The sequence below is a fragment of the Pannus brasiliensis CCIBt3594 genome, from assembly GCF_036688125.1.
GTDB classification, from domain to species: domain Bacteria; phylum Cyanobacteriota; class Cyanobacteriia; order Cyanobacteriales; family Microcystaceae; genus Pannus; species Pannus brasiliensis.
In genome coordinates this window covers 1-11,810 of the sequence record NZ_JBAFSM010000024.1, presented here as the reverse complement: position 1 = coordinate 11,810, position 11,810 = coordinate 1, and the positions used below count along the sequence as shown (strand labels likewise).

Annotated in this window: 11 protein-coding genes; 7 read left to right on the top strand and 4 right to left on the bottom strand. The window is 52.9% G+C overall.

The window, feature by feature from the left end; all coding sequences use genetic code 11:
- Positions 1-141 precede the first annotated feature (141 nt).
- Positions 142-291, bottom strand: a complete 150-nt coding sequence (locus tag V0288_RS13395) for a hypothetical protein (RefSeq protein WP_332865614.1) — start codon at positions 289-291, stop codon at positions 142-144.
- A gap of 112 nt (positions 292-403) precedes the next feature.
- Here V0288_RS13395 and V0288_RS13390 point away from each other — a divergent pair, with 112 nt between their 5' ends.
- The 7 genes from V0288_RS13390 to guaA all read left to right on the top strand — a co-directional run bounded on the left by V0288_RS13390 (position 404) and on the right by guaA (position 7,898).
- Complete coding sequence (locus tag V0288_RS13390) at positions 404-1,561, top strand: histidine kinase (protein ID WP_332865613.1); 1,158 nt, start codon at positions 404-406, stop codon at positions 1,559-1,561.
- A gap of 774 nt (positions 1,562-2,335) precedes the next feature.
- Complete coding sequence (locus V0288_RS13385; protein WP_332865612.1) at positions 2,336-2,515, top strand: hypothetical protein; 180 nt, start codon at positions 2,336-2,338, stop codon at positions 2,513-2,515.
- Between the two features lie 24 nt (positions 2,516-2,539).
- A complete protein-coding gene (locus tag V0288_RS13380; protein ID WP_332865611.1) occupies positions 2,540-3,154 on the top strand; it encodes a DUF3318 domain-containing protein in 615 nt (204 codons plus the stop codon).
- A gap of 120 nt (positions 3,155-3,274) precedes the next feature.
- Positions 3,275-4,426 (top strand): 7,8-didemethyl-8-hydroxy-5-deazariboflavin synthase subunit CofH, encoded by a 1,152-nt coding sequence (gene cofH, locus V0288_RS13375; protein WP_332865610.1) that lies wholly within the window; start codon positions 3,275-3,277, stop codon positions 4,424-4,426.
- 103 nt (positions 4,427-4,529) lie between these two features.
- Positions 4,530-4,907: a hypothetical protein gene (locus tag V0288_RS13370; RefSeq protein ID WP_332865609.1), complete on the top strand. Its 378-nt coding sequence runs from the start codon at positions 4,530-4,532 to the stop codon at positions 4,905-4,907.
- A 77-nt stretch (positions 4,908-4,984) separates the two neighbouring features.
- Positions 4,985-6,112: a cobalt-precorrin-5B (C(1))-methyltransferase CbiD gene (gene cbiD / locus V0288_RS13365; protein ID WP_332865608.1), complete on the top strand. Its 1,128-nt coding sequence runs from the start codon at positions 4,985-4,987 to the stop codon at positions 6,110-6,112.
- 160 nt (positions 6,113-6,272) lie between these two features.
- The gene (gene guaA, locus V0288_RS13360; protein ID WP_422661971.1) at positions 6,273-7,898 is read left to right on the top strand and encodes a glutamine-hydrolyzing GMP synthase; all 1,626 of its coding nucleotides are present in this window, start codon (positions 6,273-6,275) and stop codon (positions 7,896-7,898) included.
- Between the two features lie 517 nt (positions 7,899-8,415).
- On the opposite strand, the gene V0288_RS13355 is transcribed toward guaA, so the two are convergent.
- The 3 genes from V0288_RS13355 to V0288_RS13345 form a co-directional block, all read right to left on the bottom strand.
- Positions 8,416-9,267, bottom strand: a complete 852-nt coding sequence (locus tag V0288_RS13355) for a hypothetical protein (RefSeq protein WP_332865606.1) — start codon at positions 9,265-9,267, stop codon at positions 8,416-8,418.
- 233 nt (positions 9,268-9,500) lie between these two features.
- Positions 9,501-10,439, bottom strand: coding sequence for a PRC-barrel domain-containing protein (locus V0288_RS13350; RefSeq protein WP_332865605.1), 939 nt, complete (start codon positions 10,437-10,439; stop codon positions 9,501-9,503).
- A gap of 407 nt (positions 10,440-10,846) precedes the next feature.
- On the bottom strand, positions 10,847-11,810 hold a 964-nt coding region (locus tag V0288_RS13345; protein WP_332865604.1), incomplete at its 5' end, for a dihydrolipoamide acetyltransferase family protein.

Genomic DNA, 11,810 nt, shown 5'->3' with positions numbered 1-11,810 from the left:
GGAAAAAACAACCTCTCAAACTTTACTACAACCGAGGGATCGATCGAATCTCGTTTCTTTTTTTCGATTGATTCCGACAGAATTCTCGACGGCTACACCATTTCCCTGTACCTTTCCCGCTAACCGTTACATCCTAACCTCTTAAACTTCCAGCCGCTTACCGTCGTTCGGCTTCAGGGTAAACACGGAGTTATCCGTTTCCCGATCGTTATCCCGCGGGCGGTCATATCTCGGCTTGTCATCGAGTGACAACCGTTCGCTCGGATCGCGATCGGGTTCCGGGGATTTCATTGAGGAGGAAACGATTTTATACTATCTTAAGCTTCTAAAATAATAAGGTAAGGGAAACCGTCCGCCGATCGACTATCATTCTTATTCATCTACTGGTTCACCCCGCTCCCCGATGCTCCAACCCAACGAACCGATCACCGCTACAGCCCGAGAGACCGCGCGGCCTCTCTCGATCCAACTCCTGCTGTTCGTCGATGAGCGTCCGGGTTCCCAAGAAATTATCCGGCAGATCCAGGTCTATTTACAATCGTTAAAGTGCGAGTACCCGATCGATTTACAGGTCGTCGAGATCCGGCAACAACCGCATCTAGTGGAGCATTTCCGTCTCGTGGCCACCCCCGCGCTCGTGAAAATCTCCCCCGGACCGCGCCACACCCTGGCGGGAAGTAATCTGGTCGATCAGTTAAAAAAATGGTGGGGACGCTGGCAGAAAGCGATTAAAGAAGAGACGAAACCAGCGTCCAACGGGGAACCGCGACGACCCCACGATGTCGATCGATCGGCCGAATTACTACGCGTGACCGATGAAATCTTCCGTTTGAAGCAGGAAAAAGAAGAACTTCTCGAACAATTGCGGTTTAAAGACCAAATTCTGGCCATGCTCGCCCATGACCTCCGCAGTCCGCTAACCGCCGCCTCGATCGCCGTAGAAACCCTAGAACTCGCCTACAGTCAACCGGAAAGCGAACGCGCCATCCAACTGCGCGAACAACTGCACCAACAGGCGCGCAAACAGTTCCGCATGATGAACCGCCTGATCACCGATATCCTGCAAGCGTCCAAGAGCATGGCGGCGCAATTCCATCTCCAGCAGGGAAAATTCTCGATCCAGGATCTCTGCGAGGAACTACTCGAACAGTTTAACGAACCCGTCCGGGAGAAAAATCAAACCCTGATCACCGATTTACCGCAGGATTTACCCCCCGTGTACGCGGACGAGGAATTAATCCGTCAGGTAGTCGTTAACCTCGTCGAGAACGCCATTAAATACACCCCGGAAGGCGGAAAAATTACCGTCTCCATCCTCCACCGCACCACGCAGAAAGTTCAGGTGAGCGTGAGCGATACCGGGCCGGGTATCCCGGAGGAGAAACAGGAGCATATTTTCGAGGGTCACGTCCGTCTCACCCGCGACGAGGCGAAAGAAGGTTACGGGATCGGCCTATCGGTGTGTAGAAAGATTATCCGCGCCCATTACGGTCAGATCTGGGTCGATAGTGTCCCGAATCAGGGCAGTAGTTTTCATTTCACCCTACCGGTCTATCGGTAAAATAACATTTCTCAAAAATCCGCGGTAAATTACTCTCTCGCCTACAATTGGGAAACCTATACCCGATCTCGATGAAAAAGGCTGTCCATCGAATAGGAGATCGGTCAATATCGGAGGATAGATTCGATCGGATCGAGAGAATCGTCGAATCGAGAGCGCGCGCGATACAAGCCTTAGCCTCAGCCGTCGCCAGCGATCGAGAGGAACGGAAACGGGAAAGAAAAAGACGATACGATGATCTCGCTCGAATCGCCGGCACCCGATCGGATTGTTACGAGACTCAAGCCGATTTTTATCGCTATTTGGAAAGAATGGAGGATCGACAGGCGCGAATCCTCGAAAGTATCCGAAAATTCAACGAGAAACACCCTTTATACGATTAATCGGCTGTATCTCCGTTTCCCCGATCGACCGACCGGATAGATGTCGATCGGTTCCCGAATCCGGGCGGTAGTTTTCAGATTACCCCGCCCGTCGATCGCGAGTACGAATTCGCCCCGCGCTTCCGCGCGATCACGGATCGGGGAAAACGGTCGGGACAATCTTCCGTGATTTTACGGAAAGATCGATCGAACGAAATCTGCCAGATTAAGAGTAGAAAGATTCGTGTACGAGGCACCGTGTCTAGAGGTTAGGAGACTACCGAACGCTACAGACCGGGGACGATGGCATATCGATCGCCTACCGCCCTAGCGCTCCGATGAATTCTCGGCCTCGATCATCCTATTCCGAATTATTTACTTTGACCACCCATAGGACGGAGAATTCACGATTATGTTCGGAAAAATCAAGCCCGTTTGCCATCCTATCTGGCAGTATCTCAATCAACCTCTTTTCGATCCCCTTTGTCCCGCTGTTTGGAAACCCCGGCGTTTTCTCTATTATTACCGAATTCAACTGCTAGAGAAGTGTTTGAGGAAAGACATTGGCTCGCAAAGCCACTATACTCAATGATCGAAGTCTATCGCCGCTCGATCGATGAACCAAGATACCGAAATTAGCCATTTACTGGAACTAATGCCCGCTTCCGGGCGAATGATGACCCGGATCGTCAGTAAGCCCCAGAGCGCGAAAGTTATCGAGGTTGATTTTCCCCTCCCCTGGACCAGAGGCACCCGGCCGATCTCGATCAATTTCGATCTCTGGCGCGAGTTATCCCGGCCCCAACGCGATGTAACCCTCCTGCGCGCCGTCAGTGTTTTAACGGGCGTGAGATGGTTCAAGCCGGATCTCTATCAGACGATTATCGCGGCCGGGGCGATCGGTTTTACGGTAGAACTCGTTCAGGTGGACGCGGTGGGGATCGTTGTCGCGGGAGGCTTGACCGCTCTAGCCGTCCAACGTCTCTGGCGGGATAAACGTGCCATTCAACGGGAATTAGAAGCGGACGAGACGGCGATTAAAGTGGCCGCGAGACGGGGCTACACGGAAACCGAGGCCGCGAGACATTTACTCGGCGCGATCGAGGCGGTGGCGCGGATCGAGAATCGATCGAGTCTCACGTTCGCGGAGTTAATCCGATCGCAGAATTTAAAGAAACTGGCCAATCTCTCCTTTGTCGGTGTCCCCGATAATGTTCGCGAGGGATCGTGAGGGGGTAGGAGGCAGGAGGCAGGAGGCGGAAGGAAGGAGGTAGGTTTTAGATCTTCGGTTATCGCTATTTTACGAATAGCGGACGGCTATAGTAGGAAAAGACCTTATCGCGATCCGGCCGTGACTTACCCCAGCGCTGTTCCCTCGATCGAGACAATTTTAGCCAAAGCGATAGACGGGGCGGATCTCTCCCCCGCGGAGGCTTTACCGTTATTACAGGAAAACGAGGCGATCGAACTCGAAAATCTCCGGCAAACCGCCGACACCCTCCGTCAACGACAGGCGGGAGAACCCGTTACCTACGTGGTCAATCGCAATGTTAATTTTACTAACATTTGCGAGCAACATTGTAGCTTTTGCGCTTTCCGACGGGACGGAAACGAGGAAGGCGCATTCTGGCTAGATATCTCGAAAATTCTCGAAAAAGTCGCCGACGCGGTGAACCGGGGCGCGACGGAAATCTGTATGCAGGGAGGATTGAACCCGGCCGCGAAGGTAAACGGGACTTCCCTGTATTATTACTTAGAAATCGTCCGGAACATTAAACAAGCGTTTCCGAATCTTCATCTACACGCGTTCTCGCCCCAGGAAGTGCAATTTATCGCGCGCGAGGACGGGTTAAGTTACGAGAAAACGATCGCCGAATTACAGCAAGCCGGGGTCGGTTCATTACCGGGGACGGCCGCGGAGGTGTTAGTCGATGAGGTGCGACGGGTAATCTGTCCGGAGAAAATCGATACCGCGACCTGGTTGGAGATCGTTAGTACCGCCCACCGTCTGGGATTGCCCACCACCAGTACGATGTTATGCGGTCACATCGAGACCCCGTGGCAACAGATCCAACATTTAGAACGAATTCGGCAATTGCAATCGATCGCCCTAGAAAACGATTATCCCGCGCGGATCACCGAATTTATCCTCCTACCTTTCGTCGGCCAGGAAGCGCCGAAACCCCTCCGTCATCGCGTGGGACGAGATCAGCCGGTTTTAGCCGATACTTTGCGCTTAACCGCGGTAGCCCGGATTTATCTGGGAAATTCGATTCCCAACCATCAACCGAGTTGGGTGAAATTGGGTTTAGACGGCGCGACGGAAGCGTTGAAATGGGGCTGTAACGACATCGGGGGAACCCTCATGGAAGAACATATCACGACCATGGCCGGCGCGCGCGGGGGAACCTGTTTAACGGTGGAAGAATTGCGATCGGCTATCGGATCGATCGATCGACCCGCGCGACAGCGAGATACTTTATATTCGACGGTGGAAAGCTAGAAAAAACTCTCGATATTAGACCGCTCCATAATAAAAAGAGTCCCCCGGCCGACGGACATCGGTAGAGCCAGAAAATTCAAACCATACCAGGAGTATAGCGAAAATGTCCGGAGAAACCGTTACCTATTCCCTAGAAGCCATTCTGATGCGGATCGAGGGAAAAATCGATACCCTACAGAAAGACGTTACCGACTTAAAAATCGGGCAGACCGAACTCAAAGGAGAGATGAGAGCGTTAGACGAGAAGCTATCGGGAGAGATCAGAGCGTTAGATGAAAGGCTATCGGGAGAGATTAAAGCTTTAGATGGAAGGCTATCGGGAGAGATTAAAACGTTAGACGAAAGATTATCGACCAAGATCGAAGGATTAAACGATCGGGTAAAGTATCAGGAGTTCACGAATCGGGGGATCTTGATCGCGTTGGTGGTGGCGATTTTAGGAGGCGCGGCCAAACTATTCGGTTTTATCGGTAATCCTTAACCTCAAGATCGATCGCTTTGCCACTCCCGGAAGGAATCGATCGACTAAAGTAAAGATCCCCCCAATTCGATCGATCCATGACTCTTTCCCAACCCCGTGAAGGATACGTCCTCCCCGTTTTTGCCTGTGCCAGCGCGATCGCCGCTCTCCGCTACCTTCACGGCGAAACGGTGAGAGAAACCGTCTCCCTAGACCTTTTAGAACCCAGGAGACAGGTAGACATCGAAATTGAACAACTCGCCCGAATTTCCGCCGATTCCGCCCTCGCCATCACCCGTAGCGATCCCGGCGATAATCTCGATCTCACCCGAAATACACCGATCTGGGCGTTAGTCGAAACGAAAGCGGGAAACGGGGAGATAGTAATCAAAGGCGGCGAGGGAATCGGCATACAGGTTAATCACGACGGAAAACCCGCGATTTACGCCTACGCAGATCGACTGCTCCGGGAGAACCTGCGATCGCTCCTCCAACCGAACGAGAGCGTTACCGTGACGATTATCCTCCCCGAAGGACGGAAACTCGCCGAAAGAACCTCTAACGCCGCGTTTGGAGTCGTGGAGGGCTTATCGCTCCTGGGATCGAGCGGAATCTCACAACCCCTCAGCGCGCCGGGACAACTAGAAATCTTTCGCGAGGAACTCGCGCGAATATCCGGCCGCTTCGAGAGCGTGGTTTTCTGCATCGGTGAGAACGGATTAGATCTCGCCCGAAAAATCGGTATTCCGGGAGATAGAACCGTGAAAACCGCCAATTGGATCGGCCCGTTACTGGTAGAGGCGGCATTACAGGGCGTTTCCGAATTGCTTCTCTTCGGCTATCACGGTAAACTACTCAAACTCGCCGGCGGCATCTTTCACACCCACCATCACCTCGCCGACGGACGGATGGAAATTCTCACCGCTCACGCCGCTAAGGTGGGACTCGCGACGGAACACCTGCAAACGATTCTCGCGGGGGAAACCGTCGAAAAAAGTTGGCAATATTTACAGAGCCTCGATCGAGAAACGGGCGATAATCGCGGGGAAAGGGTGCTGGAGTCGATCGCCGAAACCATCGATCGCCGTTGTCAAGAATACATTTTCCAACACGCGGGACGCGAGATTACCGTCGGTTCGATTCTCTTCGATCGATCCCGAACCAATCTATTCGGAAGCGAAAACGGCATTAAAATTTCGCGAAAATTACAAGAGACTTCCCGATAACCGTGTTATGATAATAGGAATATTTAATTCTACAGAAAAACGCTAGTAAGCCTATTAAATTCTAGCGTATCGAGCGTGTAACGGACAAAGTTAATTTACAAATCGTAACCGATTCAGCTTTGACCGTCGAAATCTATTTTCCTTCGATCGTCTTTTACCCGTGACCACACAGACCCAAATCCCAACCCCTTCCGAGACTTTGCCGCCAGAGTCCGTTACCGAAAACCTCAACCGCCAAATGATCCTGATTTTGGACTTCGGTTCCCAGTATTCCGAGTTAATCGCCCGCCGCATTCGCGAGACGAACGTTTACTCCGAAGTTCTCTCCTACCGCACCAGCGCCGAACAGCTAGAAAGCCTCAACCCGAAAGGGATCATCCTCTCCGGCGGCCCCAACTCCGTCTACGACGAGGGCGCGCCCCACTGCGATCCCGGCATCTGGAAACTAGGTATCCCCGTGTTAGGCGTTTGCTACGGGATGCAGTTGATGGTACAGCAGTTAGGCGGCAAGGTAGAACGCGCCAAACGCGCCGAGTACGGGAAAGCGGCTTTACGCATCACCGATCCCACCGATTTACTTACCAACGTCGAGGACGGATCGACCGCGTGGATGAGTCACGCCGATTCCTGTATCGAACTGCCCGAGGGCTTTGAAATCCTCGCCCACACCGATAATACCTCCCACGCGGCGATCGCCCACCACGAGAAAAAACTCTTCGGGGTACAGTTTCACCCGGAAGTCGTCCATTCCGTCGGCGGTATCGCGCTGATCCGCAATTTTGTCTATCATATCTGCCGGTGCGAACCCACCTGGACGACCGAGGCGTTCGTAGAGGAATCTATCCGCGAGATTCGGGCGAGAGTGGGCGATAAACGGGTATTACTGGCGTTATCCGGGGGTGTAGATTCTTCTACCCTCGCCTTTTTACTCCACCGGGCGATCGGAGATCGACTCACCTGTATGTTTATCGATCAGGGTTTCATGCGAAAAGGCGAACCCGAACGATTGATGCAGATCTTCAAGGATCAATTCCATATCGGGGTCGAGTACGTCAACGCCCGAGAGAGATTTTTAAAACAGATCGAGGGAATTACCGATCCGGAAGAAAAACGCCGTCGCATCGGCCACGAATTTATCCAGGTGTTCGAGGAAGAATCGAACCGACTCGGCCCCTTCGATTATCTCGCGCAGGGAACCCTTTATCCCGACGTGATCGAGTCCGCGGATAGCAACGTCGATCCGAAAACCGGGGAACGGGTGGCGGTGAAAATTAAAAGCCATCACAACGTCGGGGGACTGCCGAAGAATTTACGGTTTAAATTAGTCGAACCCCTGCGGAAATTGTTTAAAGACGAGGTGCGGAAATTGGGTCGATCGATCGGTCTTCCCGAGGAAATCGTCCGTCGTCATCCCTTCCCCGGCCCCGGTCTCGCCATCCGGATTCTCGGCGAAGTCACCGCGGATAAATTAAATATCCTCCGCGATGCCGATTGGGTAGTGCGCGACGAGATCAGTAAACAGGGAATGTATCATGATTTCTGGCAAGCGTTCGCCGTTCTTTTACCCGTCCGGAGTGTCGGGGTAATGGGCGATCAACGAACCTACGCCTACCCGATCGTACTACGTTTAGTGAGTAGCGAGGACGGCATGACCGCGGACTGGTCGCGGGTTCCCTACGACCTCTTAGAAACGATTTCTAACCGCATCGTGAACGAGGTCAAGGGAGTTAACCGCGTGGTCTACGATATCACCTCGAAACCGCCAGGAACCATAGAGTGGGAGTAGAATTAAAGTAAGCTGAATCCCGTCCTGAAGAGGGGCGGGATTTCTTCAAAGTCAACTATTTATAGGGTTGTAATCGCTAGGTTCCCCGTAGACATCTCCATAATAGAATCTAAAGCCTATCACCCTTAATTTATAAAGATTATAGAGAAATAAAATTGCTTTTAGATATCGCGTAGTTTTTTGTTGAAATTGGATTACGAAGGAAATAAACTGTTTTTAGCTTTTGAGTCTGCTTTTCTAAAAAACCTCAAAGCCTTGTAAAGACTGGATTATAATTCTTGGAAATGTCTCGTAGAAGCTTTAGACAATCGATCGACCGTCGAATTTGACGAAATTGAGTTCGAGGAAGAAAATAAAGACCTCGAACAAGAATCAGCCGCGACAAGGGAACGAGAGCTTAAGGAAATTTTCGCTACTATCGTATCGGGTAATGCTGTTAACGCGAATTAGATTACGAACAGCTTAACCCTCTTGCCTATTTCGACTAATCAATGAATTTTGTCTGAAGATTGATCGATCATTTTTCTTCCGTTACCGGTAGCGAACCCACGGATATATCCACGCCGACTGGGTCTTCATTATCGGGATTTCCATCGTTATCTGTATCGAGAAAAGTGGTATCGAAAAACTCGCAACGAATATTGATCTCTGTGGCCGTCGCCGAGAAAGAGAGGTCTCCGTTGAGCGTCGAGCATTGAAATTCCGCTTTCTGTAATCGATCCGGGTAACGAACCCGTAGAAGTTCCAAACGCGTCGCGCAGAGGGAATCGCCGGGGGCGCAGGTAAAAGGTCTAATAAAAGTCGGGTCGTTCCGGGTTAAGGGTAAATTGCCTAGCCAATGGCCCCATCGACTTCCCTCCTGATCGGGGGCCGACCAACATAAAAAACCCGCGCGGGGAGGTTGTCGATCGCTTTCAAAGGATTGAACGTCTAGGGTGGCGGGAGGTGGGCAGTTTTCCTCTATTTTCGCCGTTGGTTCCGGATACAGTTCCCGCGAGCGATCGAGGGTTTCCCCCGCATCATTTTTCAAAAGTTCGCCCGATTCGGGGCGATCTTTGCCGATCTGTACCGTGCAATCACCTCCTTTCCGATTCACGACCAGGATCACCGTTTTCTCTCCCCGTAGGTTCGTGTACCGTGTTCGATCGGGGGTAGATTCGGTTTTCACCGGGGTTTGGTTCATCCACACGATCCCGTCACGACGATTCAGGGCGCGAAGGTCGGTTTGTCCTTCGGAACGGTAGATCCGGATCTCGTGACTCGGTGTTCGGCAGAGGGCGAGGGTCGTTTCCGTTCCGTCCGCGGGCGCGGGGAAGGTAAAAGCGACGAGGGCTAGAAAGACGGGGGAAAGAAAAACGTTTCGCGACATGGCGGTTTCTAAAGACTAAAGTAACGTCAGTTCGGGTTAAGGGGATTTCGTCAGGACTCCGACGAGAGAATCAGGGTTTCAGCCCACGTCAGAATCAGGGTTCCGGCTTATCCCGAACTCGGGTTAATTATTGCCGCTATTTCGGCTCTTGGTGGTTTCGGGGCAGGGGTCGCCATCAGCAAGAAAACAAAATAAAAATCCCTTGTAAGGTTACTACAAGGGATTTTCTAAAATTATCCTTCCTCGTATTCGGGAATCCGTTTCTTCTCGGTGATATTAATCCGCGGGGGATTGTAATCCGGTTCCACGTCATCATCCCAGACATCCTCGCGGGCGCTTTCCTCGTAATCGTAATCGCGCTCGCGTCGGGGGCTTTCGGTACGTTCGGCGCGGGACTCTCCCCAGTTATCCTCTTCCTCGTAGTCGTCCTCGTAGCGGAGGGCTTCCGCGCGACGTTGCGGGGAAGGGGTGGCGCGAATGGGTTCCCTTTCCCACTCGTCCTCGCTCCAGCGTTCCTCGACCGGTTTCGCGGCCTCGACGGGGGTACGGATGGGGATACCGGTTCCCAATTGATTTTCCGGGCGCGCGGTGGGAGGATAGTAAGCTTCTTCTTCCTCTCTTTCCCACGGGGGACGACCGATGCCCAAGCGTTCGAGAACACCGACACTCATCTGAGTGAGTCTTTCCTCGGCCCCTTCAAAAACGATCAGACGGTTGGGGCCACTGCTAACCACTTCCTCGATCGACAGTTCGTAGGTACTGATCAGTTGTTCGGGAATCTGCGGTAGACCGATCGAGGCGATAATAATCGAGGCCAGTTTGCCACTGAGCGCGTCGAATTGATAGTCGCGAACCTTGCCGAGCGGTTCCCCGGTTTCCGTGATCACTTCCGCGCCGATTACCGGGGTATACGCGTCGATATCCACGGACTCGATGACGTTATCATCTTCCACGAGGATCACGTCTCCCGTTTGGCTAACGCTCGACAGGTACATATATTGGGGCATTCCCGAGAGAGACAGAATATTGTCCCGCAATCCTAAAGCGACAACCTCGCGCTGGTCGATATCGACAAGGATCTCCTTGACAACGCCCAGTTTCTTACCGGTATTTCGCGTGATAACCTGCGTGTTTAAAAACTCGGAACGTAATCGACTGTGTTCTGTGATCATTTTGTCCTATGGTGGAAGCTGGAGGCTCCGGCTAGAAATACGTTTAGGATTCTATATACTTCGAGAGCGAGTTTTAAGCTACCGACAATCGCTTAGATTTTAAAGTTTCCCGAGTAACATTTTTCGATAAGCTTTCCCCGGTGTCGCTCGATCGAGGCAGTTGTGACCCTGACGGCCTCGGGCTTGGAACCCGATTACACCCATTTTAGCGAATCGTTTCCTCTTTGTAAGGAATCGTCATGAAGAATTGGGGAGCGGGGAGGTAAGGAGATGGGGGACTAGGGAGATAGGGAGATGGGGAAGGTGAGGGAGGTGGGGAGATGGGGGAGATTATAAATATTACTAATCTCCTGCCTCCTGACTCCTGACTCCTGCCTCCTGACTCCTGACTCCCGCCTTCCCCTCGATTACAGCGTTAGGGATTGAACGTCAGTTTCGATCAATTTGGCGAGATCCTGTAGGAAGGCGGCCGCGTCGGCACCGTAGATAACGCGGTGATCGCAGGTGATATTCACGCTCATCTGACGTTGGATGCCGAATAAACCTTCGGGAGTGACGGCGACCTGGGGACGGGAGGCTCCGACGGCGAGGATCGCGCCCTGGCCGGGGGGTAAGATGGCATCGAATCGATCGACCCCGAACATCCCGAGATTGGAGACGGTGAAGGTGCCGCTATTGTATTCTTCCGGTTGCAGTTGCTTGGCGCGGGATCGATCGACCAGATCTTTCCAGTTCCGCGACAGGGAATAAATATCGGTTTTGTCGGCATTTCGCAGAACCGGCGTGATTAATCCCCCGTCGGGCATGGCGACGGCCACGGCCACATTAATCGAACCGTGATATTGAATGCCCGCGTCGGTGTAACTGGCGTTAACGATCGGGTGTTTGGCGAGGGTGTTGGCGATCGCTTTGGCTAACAGCGCCGTCATCGTCACGCCTTTCGATTTCAGTTGTTGGTAGAGCTTATCGAGGCCGTCGGTGGTGATGGTGTAGCCGACGTGGAAAGTGGGAACCTGTAGGCTGACCATCATATTCTGTACCACCGCTTTCTGTAGGGTGGTCAGGGGGACGGTTTGACCGACGGGGACGCTCGCGGGCGCGGGGGCCGGGGCCGCGGGTTTCGCCGGCGCGGGAGTGGCGGCCGGCGTTACGACCGGCGCGGGGGGCGCGGTAACTTTCCCGGTGGCTCTTTCCACGTCCTCGGCGGTAATTCTGCCGTGGGGTCCGCTACCGACGAGAGTGGTTAAATCGACTTTTAATTCTTTGGCCAGTTTTTTGGCTCTAGGGGAGGCGACGAGGCGACCGTTAGCCTTGGCGGTAGGGGCGGAAGCGGCCACGGGAACGGGAGCCGGCGCGACGGGTTCGGGGGCG

Excerpts from the sequence above, each read along its gene's own strand:
- V0288_RS13395 (WP_332865614.1), bottom strand. The coding sequence starts at position 291 with ATGAAATCCCCGGAACCCGATCGCGATCCGAGCGAACGGTTGTCACTC.
- V0288_RS13390 (WP_332865613.1), top strand. The coding sequence starts at position 404 with ATGCTCCAACCCAACGAACCGATCACCGCTACAGCCCGAGAGACCGCG.
- V0288_RS13385 (WP_332865612.1), top strand. The coding sequence starts at position 2,336 with ATGTTCGGAAAAATCAAGCCCGTTTGCCATCCTATCTGGCAGTATCTC.
- V0288_RS13380 (WP_332865611.1), top strand. The coding sequence starts at position 2,540 with ATGAACCAAGATACCGAAATTAGCCATTTACTGGAACTAATGCCCGCT.
- V0288_RS13370 (WP_332865609.1), top strand. The coding sequence starts at position 4,530 with ATGTCCGGAGAAACCGTTACCTATTCCCTAGAAGCCATTCTGATGCGG.
- cbiD (WP_332865608.1), top strand. The coding sequence starts at position 4,985 with ATGACTCTTTCCCAACCCCGTGAAGGATACGTCCTCCCCGTTTTTGCC.
- V0288_RS13355 (WP_332865606.1), bottom strand. The coding sequence starts at position 9,267 with ATGTCGCGAAACGTTTTTCTTTCCCCCGTCTTTCTAGCCCTCGTCGCT.
- V0288_RS13350 (WP_332865605.1), bottom strand. The coding sequence starts at position 10,439 with ATGATCACAGAACACAGTCGATTACGTTCCGAGTTTTTAAACACGCAG.